This window comes from Desulfomicrobium macestii (assembly GCF_014873765.1).
GTDB classification, from domain to species: domain Bacteria; phylum Desulfobacterota; class Desulfovibrionia; order Desulfovibrionales; family Desulfomicrobiaceae; genus Desulfomicrobium; species Desulfomicrobium macestii.
Genome location: NZ_JADBGG010000016.1, coordinates 1 through 22,046, shown reverse-complemented (window position 1 = coordinate 22,046; position 22,046 = coordinate 1). Strand labels below are relative to the sequence as shown.

Annotated in this window: 34 protein-coding genes, 1 other RNA gene and 1 pseudogene; 2 read left to right on the top strand and 34 right to left on the bottom strand. The window is 60.8% G+C overall.

The genetic code is table 11. The features are described from left to right. The 34 genes from H4684_RS11340 to H4684_RS11180 all read right to left on the bottom strand — a co-directional run bounded on the left by H4684_RS11340 (position 1) and on the right by H4684_RS11180 (position 20,588). Complete coding sequence (locus H4684_RS11340; RefSeq protein ID WP_192623811.1) at positions 1-942, bottom strand: DUF2184 domain-containing protein; 942 nt, start codon at positions 940-942, stop codon at positions 1-3. 9 nt (positions 943-951) lie between these two features. Continuing rightward, complete coding sequence (locus tag H4684_RS11335; protein WP_192623810.1) at positions 952-1,428, bottom strand: structural cement protein Gp24; 477 nt, start codon at positions 1,426-1,428, stop codon at positions 952-954. 8 nt (positions 1,429-1,436) lie between these two features. Continuing rightward, positions 1,437-2,723 carry a DUF2213 domain-containing protein gene (locus H4684_RS11330; RefSeq protein WP_192623809.1) on the bottom strand — a complete coding sequence of 429 codons (1,287 nt, stop codon included), beginning with the start codon at positions 2,721-2,723 and terminating at the stop codon, positions 1,437-1,439. A gap of 202 nt (positions 2,724-2,925) precedes the next feature. Beyond that, on the bottom strand, positions 2,926-3,162 hold the full coding sequence (locus H4684_RS11325; protein ID WP_192623808.1) for a hypothetical protein: 237 nt from the start codon (positions 3,160-3,162) through the stop codon (positions 2,926-2,928). After that, positions 3,159-4,415 (bottom strand): phage head morphogenesis protein, encoded by a 1,257-nt coding sequence (locus H4684_RS11320; protein WP_318779634.1) that lies wholly within the window; start codon positions 4,413-4,415, stop codon positions 3,159-3,161. Before H4684_RS11320 ends, H4684_RS11325 begins: the two co-directional genes overlap by 4 nt. After that, positions 4,402-5,802: a DUF1073 domain-containing protein gene (locus H4684_RS11315; RefSeq protein ID WP_192623807.1), complete on the bottom strand. Its 1,401-nt coding sequence runs from the start codon at positions 5,800-5,802 to the stop codon at positions 4,402-4,404. The genes H4684_RS11320 and H4684_RS11315 overlap by 14 nt, the downstream gene beginning before the upstream one ends. Further along, a complete protein-coding gene (locus tag H4684_RS11310) occupies positions 5,795-7,084 on the bottom strand; it encodes a phage terminase large subunit family protein (RefSeq protein ID WP_192623806.1) in 1,290 nt (429 codons plus the stop codon). Before H4684_RS11310 ends, H4684_RS11315 begins: the two co-directional genes overlap by 8 nt. Then, complete coding sequence (locus tag H4684_RS11305) at positions 7,084-7,662, bottom strand: DUF3486 family protein (RefSeq protein ID WP_192623805.1); 579 nt, start codon at positions 7,660-7,662, stop codon at positions 7,084-7,086. Before H4684_RS11305 ends, H4684_RS11310 begins: the two co-directional genes overlap by 1 nt. Position 7,663: 1 nt before the next feature. Continuing rightward, positions 7,664-7,960, bottom strand: a complete 297-nt coding sequence (locus tag H4684_RS21350) for a VpaChn25_0724 family phage protein (RefSeq protein ID WP_456073125.1) — start codon at positions 7,958-7,960, stop codon at positions 7,664-7,666. Beyond that, positions 7,957-8,313: a DUF2730 family protein gene (locus H4684_RS11300; RefSeq protein ID WP_318779635.1), complete on the bottom strand. Its 357-nt coding sequence runs from the start codon at positions 8,311-8,313 to the stop codon at positions 7,957-7,959. The genes H4684_RS21350 and H4684_RS11300 overlap by 4 nt, the downstream gene beginning before the upstream one ends. Beyond that, on the bottom strand, positions 8,310-8,522 hold the full coding sequence (locus tag H4684_RS11295) for a TraR/DksA C4-type zinc finger protein (protein ID WP_318779633.1): 213 nt from the start codon (positions 8,520-8,522) through the stop codon (positions 8,310-8,312). The genes H4684_RS11300 and H4684_RS11295 overlap by 4 nt, the downstream gene beginning before the upstream one ends. Beyond that, complete coding sequence (locus H4684_RS11290; protein ID WP_225940380.1) at positions 8,509-8,799, bottom strand: hypothetical protein; 291 nt, start codon at positions 8,797-8,799, stop codon at positions 8,509-8,511. Before H4684_RS11290 ends, H4684_RS11295 begins: the two co-directional genes overlap by 14 nt. Further along, positions 8,750-9,196, bottom strand: coding sequence for a hypothetical protein (locus H4684_RS11285; RefSeq protein ID WP_192623803.1), 447 nt, complete (start codon positions 9,194-9,196; stop codon positions 8,750-8,752). The genes H4684_RS11290 and H4684_RS11285 overlap by 50 nt, the downstream gene beginning before the upstream one ends. After that, the gene (locus tag H4684_RS11280) at positions 9,186-9,821 is read right to left on the bottom strand and encodes a transglycosylase SLT domain-containing protein (protein WP_225940379.1); all 636 of its coding nucleotides are present in this window, start codon (positions 9,819-9,821) and stop codon (positions 9,186-9,188) included. Before H4684_RS11280 ends, H4684_RS11285 begins: the two co-directional genes overlap by 11 nt. After that, the gene (locus H4684_RS11275) at positions 9,818-10,291 is read right to left on the bottom strand and encodes a putative holin (RefSeq protein WP_192623802.1); all 474 of its coding nucleotides are present in this window, start codon (positions 10,289-10,291) and stop codon (positions 9,818-9,820) included. Before H4684_RS11275 ends, H4684_RS11280 begins: the two co-directional genes overlap by 4 nt. A gap of 94 nt (positions 10,292-10,385) precedes the next feature. Further along, positions 10,386-10,778 carry a helix-turn-helix domain-containing protein gene (locus H4684_RS11270; RefSeq protein ID WP_192623801.1) on the bottom strand — a complete coding sequence of 131 codons (393 nt, stop codon included), beginning with the start codon at positions 10,776-10,778 and terminating at the stop codon, positions 10,386-10,388. Continuing rightward, the gene (locus H4684_RS11265) at positions 10,778-11,320 is read right to left on the bottom strand and encodes a regulatory protein GemA (RefSeq protein WP_192623800.1); all 543 of its coding nucleotides are present in this window, start codon (positions 11,318-11,320) and stop codon (positions 10,778-10,780) included. The genes H4684_RS11270 and H4684_RS11265 overlap by 1 nt, the downstream gene beginning before the upstream one ends. 7 nt (positions 11,321-11,327) lie before the next feature. Next, positions 11,328-11,390: hammerhead ribozyme type II (locus H4684_RS11260), an RNA gene on the bottom strand. Beyond that, positions 11,389-12,183 carry a hypothetical protein gene (locus H4684_RS11255; RefSeq protein WP_192623799.1) on the bottom strand — a complete coding sequence of 265 codons (795 nt, stop codon included), beginning with the start codon at positions 12,181-12,183 and terminating at the stop codon, positions 11,389-11,391. The genes H4684_RS11260 and H4684_RS11255 overlap by 2 nt, the downstream gene beginning before the upstream one ends. Next, entirely contained in the window at positions 12,180-12,605 is a 426-nt protein-coding gene (locus H4684_RS11250; RefSeq protein ID WP_192623798.1) for a hypothetical protein, read from the bottom strand. The genes H4684_RS11255 and H4684_RS11250 overlap by 4 nt, the downstream gene beginning before the upstream one ends. 112 nt (positions 12,606-12,717) lie before the next feature. Continuing rightward, on the bottom strand, positions 12,718-13,155 hold the full coding sequence (locus H4684_RS11245) for a hypothetical protein (protein WP_192623797.1): 438 nt from the start codon (positions 13,153-13,155) through the stop codon (positions 12,718-12,720). Continuing rightward, the gene (locus tag H4684_RS11240) at positions 13,152-13,442 is read right to left on the bottom strand and encodes a hypothetical protein (protein WP_192623796.1); all 291 of its coding nucleotides are present in this window, start codon (positions 13,440-13,442) and stop codon (positions 13,152-13,154) included. Before H4684_RS11240 ends, H4684_RS11245 begins: the two co-directional genes overlap by 4 nt. Next, positions 13,420-14,001, bottom strand: a complete 582-nt coding sequence (locus H4684_RS11235) for a hypothetical protein (RefSeq protein ID WP_192623795.1) — start codon at positions 13,999-14,001, stop codon at positions 13,420-13,422. The genes H4684_RS11240 and H4684_RS11235 overlap by 23 nt, the downstream gene beginning before the upstream one ends. Then, complete coding sequence (locus tag H4684_RS11230) at positions 13,998-14,405, bottom strand: hypothetical protein (protein WP_192623794.1); 408 nt, start codon at positions 14,403-14,405, stop codon at positions 13,998-14,000. Before H4684_RS11230 ends, H4684_RS11235 begins: the two co-directional genes overlap by 4 nt. Then, positions 14,402-14,569, bottom strand: a complete 168-nt coding sequence (locus H4684_RS11225; RefSeq protein ID WP_192623793.1) for a hypothetical protein — start codon at positions 14,567-14,569, stop codon at positions 14,402-14,404. The genes H4684_RS11230 and H4684_RS11225 overlap by 4 nt, the downstream gene beginning before the upstream one ends. Further along, the gene (locus tag H4684_RS11220; protein WP_192623792.1) at positions 14,566-14,847 is read right to left on the bottom strand and encodes a hypothetical protein; all 282 of its coding nucleotides are present in this window, start codon (positions 14,845-14,847) and stop codon (positions 14,566-14,568) included. The genes H4684_RS11225 and H4684_RS11220 overlap by 4 nt, the downstream gene beginning before the upstream one ends. A gap of 398 nt (positions 14,848-15,245) precedes the next feature. After that, on the bottom strand, positions 15,246-15,842 hold the full coding sequence (locus H4684_RS11215; protein ID WP_192623791.1) for a DUF3164 family protein: 597 nt from the start codon (positions 15,840-15,842) through the stop codon (positions 15,246-15,248). Next, positions 15,842-16,069, bottom strand: coding sequence for a hypothetical protein (locus H4684_RS11210; RefSeq protein ID WP_192623790.1), 228 nt, complete (start codon positions 16,067-16,069; stop codon positions 15,842-15,844). Before H4684_RS11210 ends, H4684_RS11215 begins: the two co-directional genes overlap by 1 nt. Next, complete coding sequence (locus H4684_RS11205) at positions 16,069-16,422, bottom strand: XRE family transcriptional regulator (RefSeq protein WP_192623789.1); 354 nt, start codon at positions 16,420-16,422, stop codon at positions 16,069-16,071. Before H4684_RS11205 ends, H4684_RS11210 begins: the two co-directional genes overlap by 1 nt. A gap of 14 nt (positions 16,423-16,436) precedes the next feature. Further along, positions 16,437-17,042 carry a hypothetical protein gene (locus H4684_RS11200; protein ID WP_192623788.1) on the bottom strand — a complete coding sequence of 202 codons (606 nt, stop codon included), beginning with the start codon at positions 17,040-17,042 and terminating at the stop codon, positions 16,437-16,439. Continuing rightward, positions 17,039-17,779, bottom strand: coding sequence for an AAA family ATPase (locus tag H4684_RS11195; protein WP_192623787.1), 741 nt, complete (start codon positions 17,777-17,779; stop codon positions 17,039-17,041). Before H4684_RS11195 ends, H4684_RS11200 begins: the two co-directional genes overlap by 4 nt. A gap of 63 nt (positions 17,780-17,842) precedes the next feature. Then, on the bottom strand, positions 17,843-19,921 hold the full coding sequence (locus H4684_RS11190; RefSeq protein WP_192623786.1) for a Mu transposase C-terminal domain-containing protein: 2,079 nt from the start codon (positions 19,919-19,921) through the stop codon (positions 17,843-17,845). Further along, positions 19,921-20,142: a helix-turn-helix domain-containing protein gene (locus H4684_RS11185; RefSeq protein ID WP_192623785.1), complete on the bottom strand. Its 222-nt coding sequence runs from the start codon at positions 20,140-20,142 to the stop codon at positions 19,921-19,923. The genes H4684_RS11190 and H4684_RS11185 overlap by 1 nt, the downstream gene beginning before the upstream one ends. Beyond that, positions 20,139-20,588: a hypothetical protein gene (locus H4684_RS11180; RefSeq protein ID WP_192623784.1), complete on the bottom strand. Its 450-nt coding sequence runs from the start codon at positions 20,586-20,588 to the stop codon at positions 20,139-20,141. The genes H4684_RS11185 and H4684_RS11180 overlap by 4 nt, the downstream gene beginning before the upstream one ends. A 137-nt stretch (positions 20,589-20,725) precedes the next feature. Between H4684_RS11180 and H4684_RS11175 the strand changes: the two genes are divergently transcribed. Then, complete coding sequence (locus H4684_RS11175; protein ID WP_225940378.1) at positions 20,726-21,478, top strand: helix-turn-helix domain-containing protein; 753 nt, start codon at positions 20,726-20,728, stop codon at positions 21,476-21,478. A gap of 330 nt (positions 21,479-21,808) precedes the next feature. Beyond that, a pseudogene (locus H4684_RS11170) lies at positions 21,809-22,046 on the top strand (sigma-70 family RNA polymerase sigma factor); the annotation flags it as partial.

Here is a 22,046-nt window from a genome sequence, read left to right as displayed (position 1 = left end):
TTAATCCCCGTCCTGGTAGGCCAAGGTTTCAGGGTAGACGAATTCCACATGGCCGATCTTGCCGAAGTAGACGGTCAACTGGCTGATGCCGCGATGCTCAAGCGGGGTCTTCTGCAGGGGCACCAGGGGGAAGCGGACGTATTCGGGGCGGCGGCTGTAGACCACGGTGCGATCTTTGCCAGCAGCGCCTCGGCCGGTCAGCCACTTGAGTGGGTGGATTTCCAGGGGCCGTCCGTTCTGGGTGTTGGAAATGCACTGTTCCGCAATGTACCGCAGAAGGCTCTGGCTCCCTGCTTCAGTCGCGGGCTGGAGGAGCCTGGTGAACTTGCGCGGCGAAAGCCGAAGCTGGTCCGGGACGACCGCGTACCCGCTGCGCTCCCATGCCGTGTTGATCAGGTCGTTGATGTCATCAAGGATCATCTTGGAAGTGGTCGTGGGAGCGTTCCAGTCCAGGGTAGAGTTTTCAGCATGGACCGCAGGGTTAGTGCACAGGCCCACGGCACCGACCTGGTCGTCACCGATGTAGATCTGTTCATCCACGTCCATGTTGTACTTGATCTTCATGCCCTCGTACTTCTGGGTATCGAGAGGGCGGCCGACCTTCTGGGCTGCTTCCAGCTCCACCAGGCTCCACCCGAGCTCCATGGCCCACAGGTGCAAAGGAGAGGGCGTCTTGCCGATATCGACCGCGATACCAGGAATGGCCGTGGTCTTCTGTCCGACCCAGTTCTTGCCGTTCGGGGAAATACCACCGGCGGCCGCGAATGTGGTCACGGTGAAGGAAGAGGATTCATCAGCCATGGTCACGTCTTCGCGCAAATCGATGTCGCGGGGCCACGTGACCGAATGCAGGGGGAGGTGCAGCGTCTGGTCGAGGCGTTCAAGCTCTCCGACCAGGAAGGCCCCGGCTGCATCTACAGTGCGTCTGTCATAGGTAAACATTTTCGCTCCTTAGATGTTGAAGGCGATTTCGACATTACCCGAAGCATCGGGCGCGCCCATGAAGATGCACCCGGGCACGGCCACGCCCTGGGACATGGCGATATCCCCGACGACGAAGCTTCCCGTAGCCGTAAACACGACCTTGACGGGCGTGCCCTTGACCGGCGTCGAAGTCTCGGCAGCGGACATCTTCACCGACATGTAGCCGGAGCGCATCACGTCTCCGATCTGTCCGGCCTCGATGCCGCCGCCACCCAGGGCGTTGTCGGCAAGCGCACGAGCCTGAAAAGGGAACGGGCGGGCTAAGAAGCCGTAAACGCCTTTGGCCTCGACAGTGGCCGCCACGATCTTTCCGGCCGCGTCCAGCTGGACAGGGCCGCCGAAAGCAATGGCGGAAGCGGCCACAGTCGGTTCGACCTGGGCGTCCGCCTGGCGGGAGATGTTGCCGGGGAATCCGGCAGGCATACGTTCAGTAAATACAGGCATGTGGCCTCCTATTTCCCAGACAGGGAATCACGGAATTTGCGGTTAAGGGCGTTGATGTCCGCCGGGGTGACGGCCTTTTTGGCGTCTTCCGTCTTGCGCTTACCGGCAAGGGCGTCCGCAGTGCGGGCGTTATTGCGAGCGGCGACGACCTCGGACGCGGCCATGAATGCGGCGTCGAGGGTCAGGCAATCGGCCTTCCCGATGGCGGTTCCTCGCAGGCACCCGTCCACGACCCTGGCGACAGCTTCGTCCTTCATGGCGCTGCGCAAGGACATGCGCTTGACCGTGCAGGCCGAATCGCTCGTATTAAAGCGCAGACCCGGAGCCAGGAGCCCAGCACGGCGCACAATAGCGGCGTCTGCGGTCTTGCGCTTCGCGGCGCTGTCCTTGGCCTTGGCCGGGTCGTCTTCATCGGCGGCCGGATCTTCGTCCTCGGCTTCTTCATCACCCTGGGGGTCTTCGTCCTCGCCAGGCTCGGGATCTTCATCCTCGTTCTTGGGCTGGAGGAGCTCCATCAAAGAGCGCCCAATGACCAGCACCTCCTTCACATTTTCGTTCAGCTCTATGAGCAGCTCGTTGTCACTGTCCGTGGCGGTCTGCTGCTGCTCTTCGGAGGCACCTTCTTCGTCCTTGGCCGCTTCTTCAGCTGCTTCGTCGAGAACGGCCTTCGCCTTAGGGTTCTTGAGCAGACGGTCCAGGAAGCCCGACTTCTTTTTCTTCGGCATGTGAGACTCCTTGTCTTGAATTGCGCAGCGGATGCCGCACCGTCCGTGCGGCACCAACGCGATATGATTGCCAACAATGGCGAACTGCCGCCCAACGCCCGGCGCCATCTCTTCGTATTCGGCGTCATAGCCACACGACACTTCCCGTAAGGGCTTGTCTTCGGTCTTCCCGCCTTGTTTGGGCGCGATCAGGAAAATAGCCTCCTGGTCCGTGATCAGCAGATCCGCGAGCAGCAGATCCGAAGCCTCTCCCTCCCCCTGCCGGACATTCTGAGCATGGCCACAGGCCAGCTCTTTCCAGTTGTCGGGAGTCACAAAGCCTTCGGGGTGGCCGACGGTCACGGGCTTGCCCTCGAACGACGCTACGGTCTCGGGGGCAAAGACATCTTCGGGCAGCCGATACACCAGCACCGTTTCTTCGGTCGCATGCGCGGCAATCTCTTCCGGGAGCTCTTCAGGCAGGTAGTGCATGACCCCGGTCCGGGCGACGGGCACGTCCAGGCACAGAAGATAGCCTTCCGGCGTGATCCGGATATTCTCGGAAAGGGCGCTGGTAGTATGGTAACGCATGAGGCCAACGCTATGCGCGCCGGCCTCTTGGGGTCAGTCGGAATGAATTCAGCGTGAGGAAGGTGGGATTGTAAGAACGAGCGAGCCTAGCAGGACGCTCTGTAAACGGCCCGTAAACGGGCTAGAATCGATCGGATGGGAAAAACCGGGGCGTTGTTCGGCTCTGAGGCTTGAACGCCTCTCATGGCAAATATGGACGTTTTCACGCCGTGGGCTCCAAGGCAGGCTCGCACTGGTCGAATTTCACCGCTCCGGATGCCCACGTGTGCTCCCCATCAACGTCGCCGATCAGGAACTCGGTTTCATAGGCGCGGCCGCCAAGCAGGTCGATTACCCGGCCCGTCGTACCGATCGGAAGCCGATGAACGACCGAATGGTCAAAAACGTCTTCGACGTCCAGCGGCGTGGTCAGGCGGATGGCGCCCCCTTCGCGGATCATGTCGCGCTCCTCTTCTTCGGAATGTAGCAGCTTGTCAGGCGCGGGACGGTCGAAATGTTCCGGCCCGATTTGTCCCTGTCGTAAATCCAGGCGCTGAGCACGTCAACGGTCGTTCCGTTTGGACCCGTAACCGGCGTCAGTATTTCAAAGCGCTCCCCATGCTCATCGGCCTTCCCTCGCTTGGCCGGGAGGTGCGGGGCCAAGGACATGATCTGGCTCTCGATCAGATCCGCATGGCTCGGATCAGCCCCGAGCAGCTTCTTGAACAAAACAGCCTTGGCCCGTCCGCGCGGGTCCGCCGCCTCAGGATCCAGGGAATACGCCGCCAGCTTGCGCCGGTCGAACTTGGCCCGCTCCACGTTGACCAGAGGGGCCTCTGGCACGTGCGGGATGACGTGGCTTGTGGACTGCTTTTCCCATTGCGACAGAGCGGACTTTGTCCCTGTCTCCATCTCTGTTTCCTGTGTGGGCATCGGCGACGCGTAAACGCCGCCCGTTTCCCTCGGGATAACCGGCTCAGGATAGCACCGGCAATTCGGAAACTCTCCCGCATGGCCCGTCATCCTGTCGATCGTGGGCGGGTTGTCCCACTCCACGAACTTGCCTTCCATGGCCCGGTGGCTCTCGCGTGTGTCCCCGTCCCTGGTCGTCCGCCAAATGTACCCTGTCGAGCCAACGGACCGGGCGCGGGCCGTGGTCAAGGCGGTTCCGGCCTTGCTGACTTCCGTCCTGGCGATGGTCAAGGCTCGCGACTGATTGACTTCGCCCGCGCGCTCGATGCGCTTGGCCAGATCCTCAGCCCTGGACCCGGCCGCCATGTTCTCGCGCACAATGCCGCCCACCTGGTCGGCCGCGCCGATGACCATGGAGCGGATCAGGCTGGCGTTCTCCTCGATGCGCTCACGGACGGCATCACCCACCTCTCCCGAAGACAGCAGGGTGCGCACATCCAGCCCCATACGCCCAGCCAGGGAGCGCCACGCCTGGTCATTCTTGCGGCGCACGCCCGTCACCATGCTGGCCGCCGCCTGCCTGGCCCACGGGTCGATCACCTCGGCATATTCGCGCAGCGCCTGCTCAGCCTTCTGAGGATCCCGGCGGGCCACCTCGGCAATCTTGGACGCGACAGCGGTCAGCTGCCGGGCATAGCGCTTCGTAGCCACCTTGGACGGCGCAAAAGACGACGAATTGTCAGCGTCGCCCCATCCCCATGACCGCCCCTGGATCGGGCGATCCCACTTACTGCCCGGCACCAGGCCACCCTCCGGCAAGCTCTTCAGGAAGCCGCCCTTCAGGCAGCGGCGGCACTGAGTCTTCTTTCTTGGCCTCTTCGATGTCCTGGTCCGTGATGCCTTCGAATCTGCCGGAAGTCCGGCTGGAATCCCGCAGCTCGGACAAGGCATGGGCGCGGGTGATGACGCCGCCGGCGTAGAGCGCCGAAACAGCTTGCGCGTCTGCCGTGGCGATTTGCGAGCGTTCCATTTCCGTCGGGCGGTACAAGGACCGGAAAACAAAGTCGAAGCCATCAGGCAGGGGCTTGCCCCATATCGATTGCGACAAGATGGCAAAGAGCGCCTCCATCGGCGCGTGCAGGTCGTCTTCCTGCTTGGTGCTGATCGTGTCGTAATAGGTTCTAAGGTCGGATTCACCAGTGCTGAATCCCTTGGAAGATTGCCCCAAGAGCCGCACCAGGGGGATGCCCGTGGCCCCGGAGATCTGCTCCGAAAAGGCCTGCAGGGCGTCGTAGATGCCCGCGAACGTCCAGCCGTGGGTCGTAAACGTATCGTTCTTGTCCAGCAGCGTGATCCCCTCGTTGGACTGCATTTGGCGCACCATCGTAAACATCTTGAGAAGTGCAGCCTCGGCCTGCCCCCCCGCAGCTAGTATGTCGCGCAATCCATCCACGCCGATCACTCGCAGAAACGAGCGATACAGCATATTCGCAGCCCCATGGGTGGCGCTGTCCAAGGCAAGGATCCGGTCATAGGCGCGGTCGACCATGCTTCCGCCCCAATACTGCTCAGAGCGGCGCGCTTCGTCCGGGAGCTCCACGCCCACGAACCGAATGGCCCGGCTATGGTGGATCGTCTGCCCACGCAGCGCCTGAGCATGCACCCGGTACCCGACAGGATACCCCAGCATCGGCCCCAGCTCGGTAATTCCTTCGTCCAGGGGCGTGACTTGGTGCCGGTCCAGCACGTAAAGCCCACGGAATGCCCCCTTGACCACCGCAGAGACGTCCAGGGGGGTCGATAGATCTTCACCATCGATCAAGATCACGGCGATGGCCCCGCCATAGAGTCCGGCCCATTTGATGGCGTCCGTCAGCCTGGCCTGAACCCCGGTCCTGCGCATCTGTCGCAGAAGTTCTTCCTTGTCTCCCGGGTCCATCTGGGAGCGGATCTCCACGCCGCCGCTGATCATGTCCTCGGCCACAACGTCGATCATGCGGCCCACGACCCAGCTGCTGCGGTACATGTCGTCAAGCTCGATCCGGCTCCTGGTCGCATAGCGCCCTGGGGAGTATCCGCTTGCGGCCAACAGGTTGTCCTGCCCCATGCCCAGACGTCCCGTGAAATTGTCGAAACCGTCTGCGGTGAACTTCTTCCCGCCCGGCTTGTGGTCCCGTCGTCTACCCATGTGCCAAAGCCTCCCACACTTGTAAGCCGGTCTTTTTGCCGGCGGCGTTTACCGCCAAAAAGCACGCCCATGTTCTATCGGCGTGACCGTCAGCGTCGGATTCCGCAACAAAGCGCGGTGCCCCCGTTGGCGACACGACCCGCTTCAACTTATGCAGGTCGGCCCTGATCTCCTTGTCCCCCAGAGGGATGCGAATGCGCCGATCTTCAAAAGCTTCTTTGCCCTGGGTGGCCATGGTCAGCTTGTTCGGGGTCGTAAACAGAACCCCCTCGACTCGCAGACGTCCATGGCGAGCCTGCGCATCTTCAACTGGCTTTTCGCCCATGCCCGTCTGGTCCATGCAACAGCGAATCACATTGTAGCGAGAAAAAACATCGTCAAGTAAACGATCTTGCTCTGCGAACGTGATCCCGCGACGAACAACGACCTCCCTTGTCCACAGGACGTCCCCGACAGGCTCCAGGACCCAGATAACGAAGCGGTCTTTTCGCGCCCCGATGTCCACCCCCACAAAACAAGAGCCCCCGGAATACGCATCTGGAGACCCGGCGCGCTCATGCTCGCAGGAAGTTATCAGTTCATACGGAAGCCAGGCGCTCGCCTCGTCAACCCACTGCAATTCAAATTCTTGGCTCCAAGTGTCTTCATCGGCGCATCCATCGCGCAATTCCTGGATATTGCGATCAAGCCCCTCAGCCACGGCCTGGTGGATGTCTACAATGTGCCGACTCCAATGGTCCGTCTTCCCCGTCATAAGCTCGAAAAACTTGTTCCCTTTCCCGTTCGGCGTTGAAACTATCCTCAGCTTCAGCCCCGGCTTTGAGATCACCGGAAAAAGGGCCTTCCAAATGGCCCGGCTGTCTTTGTGGAACGCGAATTCGTCAAGGAACACATTCGCCGAAAACCCTCGCGCCGTGTCCGGGTTGGCAGGCAATGCCGTCACCCTGGACCCGTGCTTCAGAGCCACCTCCAGGGCTTTGATGCTCGATCCGTCCTCATAGCGATAGCCCGAATCACATTCGATGCTCTCAAAAACAGAGCCCATCGCCCTTAAAGGAAGCTTCAGGCCTTCGTCCATGGCCTCTTTCGCCTGCCGTTCGCCTCGGGACAGAATCACCCACCTGGTGCGTTTGCCAAGCACGTCATGCGCAAGGATGTCTTCGGCTATTTCCAGGGTGGTGGAGAACGTCTTTCCAGTCTGCCGGGCGAACATGCCGATCTTGAACCGTGAATCGTCGTCAACCCACCGACGCTGGAAGGGATAGAGGACGCCCGAGCTCATTACGCCTCGCCTCTGTAAATGGCCTTGACCCGCTCAAGTATTTGAGCCGGGGACAGGCTTTCTCGCTGCGCCTGCCCGGCGGCCTTGGTCACGGCCTTATCCAGCTTCTCTTCGGCTTCCTTGGCGACTTCCGCGCGGATCTTGATAATCGCTTCCTGGTCAAACTTCCGCGCCCGCGCCAAGTGATCTAGGGCCTTGGCCAGGTCATGGGCCGCCTTCGGCTCCAAGAGCACCGCCTTCCCGCCGTCCTGTCCATCCTCCACGTCTCCGATCTGCATGAGCATTTCCGAGACGATGCCGTGCATCATCTCGATATTCGCCCGCATGCTCTTGCTCTCATCCGCGTTGCCAAAGCGCCGGACCAGCGCATCGGCGATTTCCCTGGACCGCCGGACCCGCTCCACAATGCGCTCAAAGTTCTGTTTGTACCGGCCAAGCGCGCTTCTACTGACCTCGCTCACGCCCATCGAGCGCAAGTGCTCAACAATCGAGTCCAGTGTTTGCCCGGATTCCAGCAGGCGATGAATCTCTTCGCGGATCTCAGGAGGGAGCCTCTTCACTGTTGATACTCTTGGCATATCAAGACCTCGGTCCGGGACGCTTGACGCCGGGCACAGCAACGCGGCCCTGAGCCACGTCAAGCCCTCGCGCGGTTAATGTTACCACCAGAACCGGCCCGACAGACTCGGTTTCCACCAAACCTTGTTCCACAAGCCACCACACCTCTGTGTCCACTTGGTCGCGACTCACACTATGCCCGTAGGCATCAAGCGCGGCCCGCAAAACAGAAGTGTTCAGCCGGTATGCTGGATCCTCAGACAGAAAACGGAGAATGACCAGGCGGCGATCCTCTGTGATCAAATTCTTGAAGCTCACTTGTCCCCCTTCAGATGGTGCTCCATCAATAATTGCACAGGATGCTCAATGCGCTTTAGTATCTCGCTCTGACCTTCAAGTTTTGCGAGTAGCACTTTATTCGAGCCCCGAACCTCTTCCATGGCCACTTGCATTTTTGACCATGCTGCAGGCCTGGGCATATTCCCAATGTCCGCCTCAGCTGCCGCAACCCTGTGCGCCAAGTCTATGTGGCATTTCGCCATACCGTCCCGCTCCCTTCCACAGTCGACACGCCGGACAAACTCTTGGCGCATACTCCAGAGCACCCAGGCCAGGAGCAGCTGCACAACCGACAAAACGAGCGGGGCCCAACTTAAAATTGAATCGATCACCAAGGTGCCTCCTTATCAAATTCTTCCTGGCATTCCCGGCAGCGGCGGCACCCCTGGATAGCCAGGCGCCTCTTCTCCGGGATCTCTTCCCCGCAATCCACGCAGTGGGTCAGGCTCTCCCGGGCGGCTGCCTTCGGCCGCCTCATGCTCGCGAGCGCCCCTTCCCGGAATAGGCGCTCGGCCTTTTGGGCCGCGTCAATTTCGTCCACTATCGCCTCCAGACTGGGCCCCGTAGCACTTCACGCAGTCTTCCAGGGCCTTGGCGTACGACCGAAAAACGTCGTCTCGCTCCAAGAAAATTTCCACGGACAGCGCGTGGTCGAACGGCAGGGCCGGGTCCAGGGCCGGAATGGCCGGGCGGGATGGAGCCGGGCACTCTGCCACGGGCAAGGCCACGACAACGGGAGCGACAGGGGCCTTCGCCCCGCACCCGGCACTACCAAGGACGGTTAAGGCGAGTAGCAGCACTGTGACGCGTCGCATCATCCACCACCTCCCTGGCCTCTGCTTCCGTGCGCTCGCGCGTCCGCATGGCCGAAATGATTGCTTTCCTGGCCTCGGCATCGGCGCGGGCCTGTGCCTCCCTGACAAGCGCCGCCCGGACATTGTCCTGTAGGGCCTCGGTGGCGTTTCGCGCCTGATCCAGGGCAACCCGAAGCCCGGCCGTCTCTCTTTTGGACTCGGCAAGCTCCGACCTGGTCGCGGCGTGCTGGACTTCCTGGGCTGCGAGCTCTCCGCCAAGGGCCGAAACCTCCGCCTCGTGGCGCAAGTCCTGGACGTAGAGGGCTGCCCCGGCCCCCAAGCTGACAAGCAGAAGGACGGCAACCCAGAGCCACGTGGAGCCAAGGAGCCGTCCGGCCAGAGGGAGCAGGCTACCGAGCATCACAGCCCCCACGCCCCCAACCGGCGGCTTGGTAAAGGGGCCCCCAGCGGTTCAGGATCCGCTCTGGGTAGCCCCTGTTTTCTTTGAAATTCGCGGCGGAACGCCCGGAGTTGAACCGGGTAACATCGTTCCAGCTTAGCGGATTCGCCCTCCTGGACGCGGCCAGGCGTTGGTCCCGCTGCACCCACCCCAGCCCCCCGTTGTATGCCGAAAGCGTAAACGCCCATCGGTCACAGTCCGAGGCGGCCAGGACCCTGTTCCAGATCCACTTGTCGTAAACAATCATGGCCCTGATGGACCACGAGGCAGAGAACGGCATAGGCTGCCCTGTCTGCGGCGCGACCTCGGGCAGCCAGCGCGATGTAGTAGGCATGAATTGAGCCAGGCCCTGCGCGCCCACTGGCGACACGGCCCGCTCGTTCCATCTGGACTCTTGGTGGATTTGGCCCGCGAACGTGGCTACCGGGGCGTCAAGCCCCCACTGAGCCCTCGCCTCGCGAATGAGGAGGGCGCGGTGCTGTTTGGCCTGGGCGGGAATGAGAGGGGAGGCCACGGCCTCCCAGACCCCCCACCAGAAGAGCGCGCAAAAGGCCAAGACGGCCATCAGGCCCCAATTCGGCCTCATAGCCCAAGCCCCACGGCCAGCATGCCGATAGTGAAGGCCAGGGCCAGGCAGACCACGCACACGCTGAAAATCCGCTCATAGCCGTCGGCAATCTCAAAGTCCGCTCCGCCCTTGACGTCCGCGTCCGGATCCTCGCGCCAGTCCGTCGCCAGGTAGCGCGAGGGGTTCGCAATGGGCACCAGGGCCAGCCAGACGCACCCGCCGACGACGCCACCAAGCGGGGCCAGCAAAAGCTTGTAGAGCACCACCGGGAGCTGCTGCGGGCTATACAGCCACACCACGCCACACAGGGCCACGATAGCGATCAGGCAGTACACGATCTGGAACCTGGTTGTGCTCAAAAGGCCATCCAGGCTCTTGGTCACAAGCGGCAATAGAGAGCCCTGGACAATGCCCAGGGCCTTGTCCCTGATCCTGCCGATGCCCTGGGCCACAAGATCCCGGAAAAAATTCAATGCATTCTTGAACATAAAAAAGCCCTCCTAGAGCTGGTGATACTCTTGGAGGGCCTTGTGGGATAAGGCGAAATGTTTCGGGGTGAAGGGATCTTGTTCTGAATATCGCTTACTTCGTTTCAGGGTGATCGACAAGAGGGTCCTTCGATCTGATCGGCAAGGGCAACTGCCTTGCCCCCGCCGTCGCACTGGAAACGATGTACACGTACCGGTCCGTAACGCCGCATTGTTCCGCTATCTCGGCCTTTGTCAGCCCTTCGGCAAGCAGCTGCAGCACCTTGGCCTTGCAGTGTTCGCGGCGGCCGTTCGGGACCACGATATCTTCCCCAGGATAGGACACGCAAAGCGCCTCCATCCCGTCCACGCCGACCAGCTTGGCCAGCCAGTGGTCCGGGCTCGCCTGGCGAGGGACATAAAACTTGATGCCGCCCTTGCCCCTGGTCAGCACCAGGGCCATGTCGTCACCGAGAATACTCACGAGCTCGGGATAGCTGACCCACATTACTGCACCCTCCGCCCGTGCTTGTGGGCGTCCCGGATCAGGGCCACGATCACGCCGCGCAGCTCCAGGGCAGAAGCATCCTCAAAGCTCTTCACCTTGCCGCCGGTCTGACGCTTCAAGATGGCCATGGCGTAGCCCCAGGGGACGTCCGTGCCTTCGACGCGGCCCTTCTCTGACAGCAGCGCCTCGATCTTGCGGATCTGCGCATCAACGTCATAGGGATCTGCGCTTTTGCGGCGCGGCGTAGGCTGGAAGCCCAGGCGCTGAAGGTGCAGAAGCAGATCGTTCAGGCCGGTCATTTCCAGATCCTTGCTCGAATCCACGCCGAAGCGCTCCGACAGGATACCCCTGTAGATCTCATCATCCAGCCCCAGGCGCTGCTTGGCGATATGCACCTTGGCCAGCATCGCCTTTTGGTTCTCGCGCTGTAGCCCGCCGCGTTTACGGGGCGCGACCTTGGCCGGGTCCTGTTTACGGGCCGGGGCCTTGGCCAGCGTCGCCGGGTCCACGGGCTTTCCGGTGAAAATCGATAGAACGGTCATCTTGACTCCTCGGCTGCTCATCAGGCCCGGGCCGCCACGCCCGGACGACCTCCCGCAGGAGGTTTCGCTCATCTTCTACTTGCCGTCCCGTACTCCTCAAGGGGCGTATCCAGGCCCTTGCGGACCGCTGTCCAGCACTCGGGGCAGCGCCTCCAGTACCCGGGAGAAAGGGCCCGGCCACAGTCCGCGCAGTGGCGGACGTTTCTGTTCGCCGCCGTGTCCTTCTTCTTCGGCTCGACCAGCCTCAGCTTCGGGCGGCACTTGAGTTTCTTCTCCGCCTCGGCCTCAGCCCGGAACCTGGAGATAAGCTCGCCAGTCGGCACGAGCTCGACGCCCCAGACCTGCAGCATCGCCACCCTGATGATCAGGGCCGTAATCCTGTTTTCGTTCTTGAGCCTGACCGGGTAGAGGGCGGAATACGGGTTCTTTCCACCGGGAATGCACGGCTTGCGCAGCCCCCTGGGGCCACGAAGCCGCCCGTGATTCGAGAGCTCATAGCGTGCGTCCTGCGGGAGCGCGCGCCACTCCTCGACCGACGGGACAGCCACAGGGGCGGGCTTGGGCGCGCCCGCCTGGCGGCGCTCTTTTTCGGCCCGGCGCGCGGCGGCGCGGCGCTCTTCCTTGTCCGCCCGGACGTCAGCGCAAACCGCAACGATCCATTCCCGCGTCGGCTCCAGGGAGATGTCCCACACCTTGAGCATCGCCCTCTGCACGGTAATCGCGCCCGTGCCGGACAGCGTGTACTTGGCCGCCCTCGGCAGGCCGGATCCGATCCATGGCTTGCACAGGCCCATTGGCCCCATCATCCGCCCCGTGTCGCTCAGCTTGTACTTGGGGTTCCAGGGTACAATTCTCCAGTTCACAGCCTTTCCTCCTTCGCAACGATATCCTCAGCGGCGACGTACCGCGTTCCACCGTAGACCGTCACAGGCACCATCCAGCGGCCGTCATGGGCCAGGATGAACGGCCCAACCGTAAATCCACCCTCGACCCGGGCGCGCCCTTCATCCTCGATTCGCACGCTGACCCTGGCCCCTCTTCGAAGGCTTGGGCGTGGTGCCGGAACACCCACTGCTCCCAGCGCAGCCGAGGCGACCAGGTGGGCAAGCCCGTCTCGGTCCAAAAAGAGCGCTTCACCCTCGGGGCCGTCATGCCAGCGACGGTCGACACGGACACGGAAAAGGCCCTCAGGGCCGCCGTGGATCTCCGCCGGGGACAGTTCAAAGCGGGTCCGTTTCGTGCCCATCCTTACACTAAAGCCGCCTGTGAAAATGCGATTATCCATGCAAAGCTCCTCTAAACTCGGTCGCCCATGAACAAGGCGAGAAACACGAAAAGAATCGAAGCGGCATTGTGCTCCAAAGCCAAGATGAAGGCGATAATTACACAGACCGCCCTCATGCCTGCCGACACTCCACGGCATGGGCGTCACGATAGTGCGAAAGAATCTCCCTGATGCGGTCAAAGTCTTCCGCCACGACAGTGCAGCCAAGGCTTTCAAGCATGGGCTCGGCAGGCCCCATGATGATTGAAGTCCGGCGCTCAGCATTATCCCATGCCAGGAGTGGGGCCAGCGCCGCTTCCAATGCTTCCAGATTCTTGCGCGCATCCAGCAGTTCCTTGTTCTGCGTCGTGAGGATCTGCCGGTGGCGCTCGCTTTCGGCCAACTCGGACCCGAGGCCACGAAGCTGCTCTTCCTGAGTCGACAAGGTGCCAAGAGCTGACCGAAGATAGGCATCCTGCTCTTCAAGACGGTCTGCAATGGCTTGCAGCACACGCTGGCTAAGGGGTTGCTTGTTGGCGCGGATGTGGTTGATCATGTCGGTTGTGTTCATCGCTGTTCTCCTTGACGTGTTTTGGTGACAACGACGGCCCAATCCCCAAAATCACGGCCTGCCTGCGTAACGCCGCCCAGCTCAAACTTCACGTCGGTGGCGTTGCACTCATGTGCCCAGCAGCAGATTAACAGCGCAGCCGCCTGTATCACGATACGATCCGCCTGTTCTGCAGCTGTGCTAATCGTCGCAATACTCTTTTTCACCAACTTGCCGATCGCCGCATCATCAAGATCGCTCCACAGAGCAGCTGCCTTCTCTTCGTCAGTCAATATCAGCTCTGCCATTGTCGCCTCCTTCTTTTTTGCTAACGCCAAGCCTTTCCCGCCATCCCTTGATCCCTTCGGACAAGGGCACGATGGGCTTGTCGTCATGCTCCGGGTCCCGGCGGCGCTGTTGCGGCTCCTGGGGCCTGAATTTCGCTTCGTTTTCCTTCTTCACGTTGCCCTGATGCCAAGCCTTCTCTGCGATCTCGTAAACAACAGCGCGCAGATAGTTGTGGCCATCCAGCGGCCGTTCCAGCTTGCCCTGAGCGTCCCGGTCCAGCATCGCCTGGATGCCCTGAGCCCAGAACTCCGGGCGGCTCGGAACCACGCGCTGGCTCTTCCAGCTCATGTCCTTTTCGGCCACCAGGTCGGCGAGCTCCGCCACGATCCGGCCCACGCGCTCCCATGTCAGAACCCTGGTGGACGCTGGCTTGCGGAACATCCCGAGGTACGCCCAGCAAAGGCGCGGCAGGTCGCCGGGCAGCTTGCCGACGGCTACCACGGCCCGCTTGGCATCGTCGTCCACCAGGAAGGATTCCAGGGGGCCGTAACCCCCGCAGACTGGGCAGGTGGCTTTCATGCTTCCACCAGCTCGATGGACTTGAAGGTCTTTTCGTAGTGAGTGCGGACGGCGCGAACTGATGGGAAGTACGGATAAAAACACACGAATTTTTTATCTATATCCCCGAGATACTTCTTTGCTTCACGCTTTCCGAAGCGCTTTGCGAACTTCGCGGCGCCATCCCGCTCTTTTTTTGGCCAGAGATAGCGTTCGTGACGCCTCATGTAAGCCTGTTCCGGGCAGGGTTTCGTGACATCAAGCCACGCACCTTTCGCCCAGCCATCAACAAACACCAGGATGACCATCTTCATTTTGTCAGTACGGACTGCCAGGTCCACGTCCCTGCCATCCACACGCAGGGACATCTTGGCACCTGGAAAGCGCAGCCTGTCTTCAATCTTCTTCCAATCTTCGCGCTTCATTCTGCCCGCTCCACCGTGAGAATTGCCGCATCGTCGAGAAGGGCAAAGGCCTCTTCGTCGTGTTCGGTCTCTTCGACGCCCATGACCAAATACTGAACGTACCTGGTCAATTCGTCTCCAGAAACGGCTTCAAGCGTTGACACTTTGAGCAGTACGGTTGTCATGCAGCCACCTGCCCTTTGCTTTCCTTTAAACGCTGGTTTGCTTCGCGAACCAGACCCATGAGATCACCGCCGAACCCTTCGAGCTCCAAAACGGCATCCACCGCGCGGTCCTGCTCGTAATGATCCTCGAAGTTGCAGCGGTGTTGGAGGGTGCGGACAACGCTCTTTACGTTGCCAAGATGCTCCTTTGACTTCTGTTCGACTTCTGAGAGTAGCCAGCTCAGGACTTCAGCTTCGCACATAGACTCATCTTCTCCTTGATTCGTTTCCATTCCCATGCGCAGTATCTCTTCCCGTCCGCAGCGGGCGGGAACACTGTCTTGCCGCACCAGCTCTCATCCTGCCCGTTTCGCAGCTTTCGCCCGATCCACGTAGCGCAGAACTCCTTACAGAAGGCGCGGGGCACTTCGTCGATCGTTAGGGTGTTTGCCCTGGTGATTGCTTCTGTTCCGCCCACTTAAAACCTCCTCGCTGTTTCGATGGTGGCGACGAACCCCAATGGTTCGCCGCCACTCTTGATTCAGCCACCCGTCTCGTGGGTGCTACGGCGCGGTCACGGCCAGGAGGGACCGCCTGCGCTGCAGGTGTTGCCGAGGTGTATGTGTCCCGACAGGGGCACCGCCTGCTGGCCCGATCGTGACGGCGAGAGACCTCGCCGCCACTCGGGGTCAACAGGCTAGACCGCGGCCATATCCAGTGGAACGGCCGTGTAACGGTCCCCTGCGACGCGCTCGTACAACCTGAAGTAGGCCGTGGTGCCCGTCACCTGGAGGCTGTCGGAGATGGCCTCCATGGCCCTCAGCCAGCGGTCGTCGTCGATGTTCAAGCGGCGCAATCCCAAGATACGGCCCGTATTGATCTTCCCTTCTCGGTCGACCTGGAAGGCGTCATTTATGAGCGCCTGCAGCTCTGTGCGGCTGCCCTTGGTCCACTCCCGGATGCATTCGTCGATCAGGGCCTTGGCCGCCTGCAGCCGTTCGTCAAAAGACAGGTTTTCGCTGATCTGGCGACGGAGCTTGTAGCGGCCGTCAAAGCTCATCAGCGTCACATTGCCTTTCTGCCCGCCCACCTGGGCGTCGTACTTTTGAGCAGCCAAGGACACGAAAGCCTCAATGTCGCCCATGATCTCCGCCTTGAGCTTGCGTATCATCTCCTGTGCGGCTTTGATCTTCTCCGCCTTCTCTACGACCAGCTCATCCCGAGCCAGGTCGATGGGCTGGATCTGCTCCAAGGGTACCAGGTGCCCGGCAGCGTTCTTCTTGTAGCCTTCCATCACATTGCCTCCTTGAACTCGTTGTCTTCGATCACTTCGGGTTCTTCTGCCGTTGCCTGCGCTGCGGGGCGGGGCACCACAAGGTTCCGCTCCATCTCTTCCGCCGTGTCCGCAGCTGCTGCCAAGTTGGAGCGCACAATGCGGATCAGCGCCGCCTGCTCGTTTCCCACCTGGTGCATCAGAACTCCCAGGGCCGCCGCGTTGTTTCTGATTTCGTTGCTGACCATTATTTTTTCCCTCCGTGGGGGCATTCGCCACGGCAGGCCCGGAACAGCCTGACCGAGAGCGGGTTGATAGATGAAAAAGGTTGATCTTGATTTTGACGACAGCGCTCGGCGCTGATGTGGCCAAGGACGGGGCATTCAACGCCGCCCAGGACTGCCTCCACGCGGGCCTGGATGAAGTCCAGGCGGGCGTGGTGGGCGTTGCGAATTGCCAGCGACACCAGGGCCGGGGAGACGCCCAGGGAGGCGGCTACGGTGCGCATGCTGGACCTGTCGCAGGCCTCGGCAAGCGTCACCACCCACTCCGGCAGGTACATGGGCAGGACTTCGCCCCAGCCCGAAAGGGCCAATTTCATTGCGCTTGGCCGTTTCACAGGTCGTCCCTGCCTTCCGGATCAGAGGAGTAAACAACCTTGTCCGAGTTCGGGTCGAAAAGCTGCTTCACGCGCAGGATCTGCGGGGCTTTGGATCCGGTGAAACGGGCGCGGATGAAGCGGAACCGCTCCCCGGACTGCAAAAGGTAGCCGCCACGGGCCAGCCAGCCGCAATAAGTCTTGGCCTCGGAATAGGCGACGGGGGCGCCGGGGATGCTGGCCGCGTGCATGAGCTCCCTGGTGGAGAATTCGCCCAGGATCTGCATGGCCTTCCACATCCGGTTGCGGCCAGATTCGGGCAGCATGGTCCCGTCCTTGCGGACGCGCGGGGCGCGCACGCCGGTGTCGCTAATCAGCTCGAATCGCATCGGCTCGAACCGAACAGTCAGCCCCTTGCCCACGATCCCGGCCCGGACCAGGCCGACCAGGTAGTCCTTGGCCTTGCTGTCCGAAATGGCGGCGTCGCGGTCCTTGCCAGTGTTTACGGCGCGGCATAGGTCGCGGATCGTAAACACTCGCAGCTCGCGCATTGCCGCCCACAACCGCTCCCGGTCGGTCAGCACTCCCGCCGGGGAGCAATGCCTTGCGGGTGCCTGACTCATGCGTTCCTCCGGCGGCTCGGGGCCTCCCCGGTGTACAGTTCGCGGGCGCCCCAGGCGGCCAAATCCATCACGTCCCGGCCTTCCACCTGAGCCTGCTCTTCAATCCGGGCGATGTTCACGCAAATTCTGCGCACCGAGCCCCCGGCCACGTCATGAACCTTGGCCAGCAGGTCGTCCGCAATCTGTACCTTTGTGGAGTGCAGTTCGGACAAGGTCTTGCAGTCTTCAAGGCTTGCTGGCTGGGCAGGTGCCCAATCCAGCACGCGGCCGTGGAAACGCTCCCAGCGCTTCAGCTTGCCCGGCAGGCCCTCTTCCCCGATCAGCATCACCGGGGCCTGGCTGGACTCATAGATGTCCCTGATGAGCTCAATGGTGCCCCTTTCGGCCAAGTAATCCACTTCGTCGACGATCAAGGGGCGCTTGCTCAAGGCCAGCTCTTCCGCGATTTGGTCCGACATCTCGGCCACGGTCTTGGCCGGGAGAACGCCCAGGCCCTTCAGAATGGCCTGGTGGGCCGCCTTGCGGGTCCAGCTGCTGCGGGCCTGCACGTAGACGGCGTCACAGTGGATCGTGGCCACCGTGGCGGCCGTGGACTTGCCGTAGCCGCTGGGGCCGTAGAATACGACGATCCCAGGCAGGTGCGCAGGGCGCGTGATGGCTCGCCTCAGAGTGGACAGGCACATAGCGACGTTTCCAAGCGGTGCTACCCCGGGGCCGGGGTTGGGGACTAGGGACATGACAGGTTCTCCTTGAAGGTTGTGGTTAAGGGCCTTGCGGCCCTGGTCGATAATTCTGAAATTTTAACCGGTTGCCGCGCAGATCTGGTACATTCGACGGAAACCATCCGCCTCAAGGCAGGCCGCGTAAATGCGGGCCCACTTGGCCTCCGCTTCGGTCAGATCCTCGCGCGCCTGGAGAGCCAGCAGCAGCTTGTAGCGCTCCTGGGCAGTCGCCGGGGGCGTGAAGCCGGGGACGATCTCCCGGGACTGCTCGGTGACGGCGACGGCGGGGATATGGGCGTTCGCAGCATCGGCTGCGGCTTCGAGTTCTGGGGTGGTGTAGACGGTGGAGCGCTGGTCGACGCCCTTGGCGCGGATGGCCTCTGCCCGCTTGCGATGGTGCTCGCGGATCACGGGCATGGCCTGATCCGCCTCGGTCAGTTTGGCCATGGCGCGCATTTCCTTGGATATGGCCTTTGGCGTTGCCTGGCTGACCCGACGCATGGCCTTGGCCTCTGCGCGCATCTGTTCAGCACTGAGGTCATCGGTCCGCTCTGCCCGACACAGAAAGTTGCCGTCATCGTCGAACACATACGCCCAGGTCAGATTTGCAGGGTCCATCCGGACCTGAACACGGTGGCCGACCAGGCCGCCCAGCTCCGGAGCCACATAGACGCCAGAAGAGCAGCGCAGGCCTTTCTTGCCCACTTCCCGGAAGCCGCCCCCGCTAGCCAGGGGCACAAGCAGAACGTCCAGGGCGCGTTCGTTCTCGATCCGCCGGACCGGCATGATCCAATCCTGGGCGACCTCCCAGGGCGTGCGCCCGTTCAGGCCGCTATGGGGGCGATGTGCATAGGTGTTTTGGCACCAGTCGTTGCAGAATTCCTGCAGCTCCTGGGGCGAGAAGGCCATGGACAACTCCTGGGGGTTCTTGCGGTCCATGAGGCGCTTGGAGAAGGTCTCGCGCTCGCGGATCTCCTGGCGTGTGGCCACATTATGACCCACGTATGCGGGGCAGATCGTCAAAAGATGGTGTGAAAAGGTGCGGAATGCGCGCTCGATGGCCGGTTTTAAGTCGGGCCGGAACGGGGGCAGGATGGTGTGAACAATGCCAAGTGCACCAAATACTTGCTGCTGGTATGCGGAAACGTATGAACCGCCATTGTCAGTGGTGACTCCCTCTGGGACGCCCCAGTCCAAAATACAGCGGCGGCTCAGCGCGCCCACGTCACGCGAGTTTTCAGAAGGAGCGACTTCTAATTTCAGGCGGCGGTCAAAGATGTTGATCACGCCGATGATGGAATACCGCTTACCGTCGGAGAGCATAATGTCTGCTGGGGTTCCGTCATATTCCCAAAGTTGATTTTGCCTCACGATTAACTCGTATTTGTCGCCACAGGCGGCCATGAAGCGGCTCCGCCACTTGTCCGGGGCCTGGATGTACATCCAGTTGCCCGGATTGGCCTTCTTCCACGCGCTGACCCACGCCTGCAGGCGGCGCAAAGATGGGACTTTCTGAAATTTTGCTTCAAGCCATTCGCGGATGAGCGCTGCCGAGGCGTTGGGGTGCTCGGCCATCATGCCCAGGATGGATTCGCGCATCAGGGGGGTGCTTTCGATGATGCCCGTGCCCTTGCGGTGCTTGCCAAAGTCCCCGCCAAGCGCAGCAGAACCTTCTTTCTCCTCTGTTTCCAGCCAGTTCTTCACAGAGTTCGGACTGAAACTCGGGAGCTCCTCACGCAGCCAGGCCTCCGCCTCAATCTCGCCAGCAGCCCACCGGACGCAGAAGGCCTCGCGGCATGGCGTGTCCGCAAGGTTGGCCTTGGCCGAGAACGCCTTGTAAATGGAGATGATTGCAGTCCTTGTCGTGAACCTGATCTTTTTCTTGCCCTTCAGCTTCATAATATCGGCCAGGCCAGCTTCTTTGGCCGGGGTGATGGCTGGCGGGGTGTAGGGGCACGACTTGGTGGCGATGGCCACGCGGACGTCCTCGGGGAGGTCTGCGACTGAAAACAGCTTGGCCCTGCCTTCCCATATTGCCGGCCATCCTCCTTTTTTTGCCATCTTATCTACAGCCTGCCTGGAGCAACCCAGGATCTGCCCGATGTCTGCGGCAGAGAGTGCCTCTTTTTCACTGATGGGCTGATCTACTTTGGCCATCAGGCAGCCCTCCGCGCTTCAGTCCGACCCACAAAATACTCCCTGGGGCAGCCAAGGTTGATGAAATATTCGTACACCCTGGTGCTGGTGCTGTGACCGGTAATAAAGCGCTGAATCATCGTCCTAGACAGGCCCATTTCCTTGGCTATGTCGGCTTGCCTGACGCCGTTCAGCGTCATCCACGCCTTGATCCGGCGTGCATTTTTTTCGCTCATCATCATGCTCCCAGCCTTTCTAATAGGGCGCGCTTCTTGGAGGAGCGTTTACGCTCTTCAATTAGGATCTGTCCGTATTCGGCCAGGACCATGGTCTCTTCGCCCGCGAGCGCATGTCCCGTTCCATCGAGGACGGCCGAAATCAGGCCGAAGTCCTGGGTGATCATGCAAAATGCAGAGGTCAGTTCTAGCGGGAAACGCCACTCGCGCTTGGCTGCCGAACACCAGTTGTGAATGTGATTCACTGAAACGGCCTCCCCGGTCAGCCGGGTCAGTTCCTGCGCCACCTCCTCTCTGGAGAGTTGGCAAGCCGCCAGCGCCTGTGTCAGCGCCTCGCGAATGGCCTCCTTTCGGCATAACCTACCGGCACGAATGGAGTTTGTACCTCCGGAATGCAGGGGGAGGAGGAGCTGCCTTGGAGCAGTGTCCGAGGTCGTGCGTTTTTTTGTCATTGCTCGTAACAACGCTGCTTGTTAGAGGTTGTTAAATTAAGTTTTTTTGTAAACTTCATGGGAAGAGGAATAACCGGTTAATTGCATGGCAGTCAAGCCTAAATCCGGTTGCTCATAGTATTATCCGGAAAAAACCAATGAAAAGCCAGAAAGACAAATCAAATCAGTCTGTTGACATAGAAAAAGGGCATAATCATCAGGTTGCTCAACCGGTTGCTCAAGGTGTCGAAACCAGAGCAACCGGATGGTCTGATATCCTCGAAAGGATGAAGGCAGTCGCCGGTGTAAAAAGCGACACGGCCCTTGCGAGAGTCCTTGGAATTAACCAGTCCAGCGTGTCTTCCGCCAAGGAGCGGCAAAGCATACCTTCGGCGTGGGCCATGTTGTTGTCCGAAAAGTTTGGCGCTTCGATCGACTGGCTATGGACAGGTGAAGGAGAGATGAGGCGAGGCGGGGCGCAGTTCGCCAAGATTCGACCAGGCGAGAGGTGGGACGACCCGCTCCCTGGCAGCGAAGACGGCCCGCTTTGGAAGGCAGGCCTGTACCAAAGGCACAAAGAAGAGCCAGCGCCCCAGCCGTCCATATATAATGATAGCGAGGGAGAGGACTTCGATCTGGCCGAAGTGTTGGCTCAAACCCTGGACATCCTCAAATCAAAGACCGTTTACACGACGGCCATCGTAAGCAATATCAAGGCCTTTCATAAGGCCATCACCACCGAAAAGAAGATCGACGAAATGCAAGGGCAGCTGAACCAGGCCCTTTCGTCCTTCCAGGATCAGCTCGACAAGACGAACCAGCTCGTTCAGGGCCTACAGTCCGAGAACGCCCAGCTCCGGCACGACCTGGAAGAATCCCGCGCTGCATCATCAATTCGGGACACGGGTTAGGCTGCATCACCATAGCAGCATGTTGAAAAATTCCTTCCGACGTCAGAGCCAAAAATTGACATCGCCGTCATCCTGGCCGTAATCAATTCAGAGAAAATCATGCATTCATCGGAAAATTTCTTTAAGGTGCGTATTCCGGTCCAAACTGACCACGGATTCCGGCGGAAACTGACCACCGATTCCACGGGAAACTGACCACGGATTCCACGGCAAACTGACCACCGATTCCGGAACAAACTGACCAGCCCAAACGGCGTCAGACTCGGTGGAAAAATTCGCAGCGGATGCGGCGCTGGATAACTCGGGCATACTCCTTTTCAGGAGGTGCCCATGCCCAATTCGAGGTTATCCATGCGCAAGATCAAAGACGTTTTACGACTGCATTTCGACCGGGACCTGTCCGCACGCCAGATCGGCCTCAGTCTCAAGATCTCACACAACACCGTCTCCGAGTACCTACGCAGGGCTCAGGTTGCCAACCTCAGTTGGCCGTTGCCGCCAAGCCTGTCCGACTCAGAGCTTGAAAACCTGCTCTTTCCATCCCTGCCGCCAAGTTCCGTGAAGCGAC

What these genes read in the sequence shown, in the direction of transcription:
- H4684_RS11340 (WP_192623811.1), bottom strand. Translation starts at nt 942, where the DNA reads ATGTTTACCTATGACAGACGCACTGTAGATGCAGCCGGGGCCTTCCTG.
- H4684_RS11335 (WP_192623810.1), bottom strand. Translation starts at nt 1,428, where the DNA reads ATGCCTGTATTTACTGAACGTATGCCTGCCGGATTCCCCGGCAACATC.
- H4684_RS11330 (WP_192623809.1), bottom strand. Translation starts at nt 2,723, where the DNA reads ATGCGTTACCATACTACCAGCGCCCTTTCCGAGAATATCCGGATCACG.
- H4684_RS11325 (WP_192623808.1), bottom strand. Translation starts at nt 3,162, where the DNA reads ATGATCCGCGAAGGGGGCGCCATCCGCCTGACCACGCCGCTGGACGTC.
- H4684_RS11315 (WP_192623807.1), bottom strand. Translation starts at nt 5,802, where the DNA reads ATGGGTAGACGACGGGACCACAAGCCGGGCGGGAAGAAGTTCACCGCA.
- H4684_RS11310 (WP_192623806.1), bottom strand. Translation starts at nt 7,084, where the DNA reads ATGAGCTCGGGCGTCCTCTATCCCTTCCAGCGTCGGTGGGTTGACGAC.
- H4684_RS11305 (WP_192623805.1), bottom strand. Translation starts at nt 7,662, where the DNA reads ATGCCAAGAGTATCAACAGTGAAGAGGCTCCCTCCTGAGATCCGCGAA.
- H4684_RS11290 (WP_225940380.1), bottom strand. Translation starts at nt 8,799, where the DNA reads ATGATGCGACGCGTCACAGTGCTGCTACTCGCCTTAACCGTCCTTGGT.
- H4684_RS11285 (WP_192623803.1), bottom strand. Translation starts at nt 9,196, where the DNA reads ATGCTCGGTAGCCTGCTCCCTCTGGCCGGACGGCTCCTTGGCTCCACG.
- H4684_RS11280 (WP_225940379.1), bottom strand. Translation starts at nt 9,821, where the DNA reads ATGAGGCCGAATTGGGGCCTGATGGCCGTCTTGGCCTTTTGCGCGCTC.
- H4684_RS11275 (WP_192623802.1), bottom strand. Translation starts at nt 10,291, where the DNA reads ATGTTCAAGAATGCATTGAATTTTTTCCGGGATCTTGTGGCCCAGGGC.
- H4684_RS11270 (WP_192623801.1), bottom strand. Translation starts at nt 10,778, where the DNA reads ATGTGGGTCAGCTATCCCGAGCTCGTGAGTATTCTCGGTGACGACATG.
- H4684_RS11265 (WP_192623800.1), bottom strand. Translation starts at nt 11,320, where the DNA reads ATGACCGTTCTATCGATTTTCACCGGAAAGCCCGTGGACCCGGCGACG.
- H4684_RS11250 (WP_192623798.1), bottom strand. Translation starts at nt 12,605, where the DNA reads ATGGATAATCGCATTTTCACAGGCGGCTTTAGTGTAAGGATGGGCACG.
- H4684_RS11245 (WP_192623797.1), bottom strand. Translation starts at nt 13,155, where the DNA reads ATGAACACAACCGACATGATCAACCACATCCGCGCCAACAAGCAACCC.
- H4684_RS11240 (WP_192623796.1), bottom strand. Translation starts at nt 13,442, where the DNA reads ATGGCAGAGCTGATATTGACTGACGAAGAGAAGGCAGCTGCTCTGTGG.
- H4684_RS11235 (WP_192623795.1), bottom strand. Translation starts at nt 14,001, where the DNA reads ATGAAAGCCACCTGCCCAGTCTGCGGGGGTTACGGCCCCCTGGAATCC.
- H4684_RS11230 (WP_192623794.1), bottom strand. Translation starts at nt 14,405, where the DNA reads ATGAAGCGCGAAGATTGGAAGAAGATTGAAGACAGGCTGCGCTTTCCA.
- H4684_RS11225 (WP_192623793.1), bottom strand. Translation starts at nt 14,569, where the DNA reads ATGACAACCGTACTGCTCAAAGTGTCAACGCTTGAAGCCGTTTCTGGA.
- H4684_RS11220 (WP_192623792.1), bottom strand. Translation starts at nt 14,847, where the DNA reads ATGGGAATGGAAACGAATCAAGGAGAAGATGAGTCTATGTGCGAAGCT.
- H4684_RS11215 (WP_192623791.1), bottom strand. Translation starts at nt 15,842, where the DNA reads ATGGAAGGCTACAAGAAGAACGCTGCCGGGCACCTGGTACCCTTGGAG.
- H4684_RS11210 (WP_192623790.1), bottom strand. Translation starts at nt 16,069, where the DNA reads ATGGTCAGCAACGAAATCAGAAACAACGCGGCGGCCCTGGGAGTTCTG.
- H4684_RS11205 (WP_192623789.1), bottom strand. Translation starts at nt 16,422, where the DNA reads ATGAAATTGGCCCTTTCGGGCTGGGGCGAAGTCCTGCCCATGTACCTG.
- H4684_RS11200 (WP_192623788.1), bottom strand. Translation starts at nt 17,042, where the DNA reads ATGAGTCAGGCACCCGCAAGGCATTGCTCCCCGGCGGGAGTGCTGACC.
- H4684_RS11195 (WP_192623787.1), bottom strand. Translation starts at nt 17,779, where the DNA reads ATGTCCCTAGTCCCCAACCCCGGCCCCGGGGTAGCACCGCTTGGAAAC.
- H4684_RS11190 (WP_192623786.1), bottom strand. Translation starts at nt 19,921, where the DNA reads ATGGCCAAAGTAGATCAGCCCATCAGTGAAAAAGAGGCACTCTCTGCC.
- H4684_RS11185 (WP_192623785.1), bottom strand. Translation starts at nt 20,142, where the DNA reads ATGATGATGAGCGAAAAAAATGCACGCCGGATCAAGGCGTGGATGACG.
- H4684_RS11180 (WP_192623784.1), bottom strand. Translation starts at nt 20,588, where the DNA reads ATGACAAAAAAACGCACGACCTCGGACACTGCTCCAAGGCAGCTCCTC.
- H4684_RS11175 (WP_225940378.1), top strand. Translation starts at nt 20,726, where the DNA reads ATGAAAAGCCAGAAAGACAAATCAAATCAGTCTGTTGACATAGAAAAA.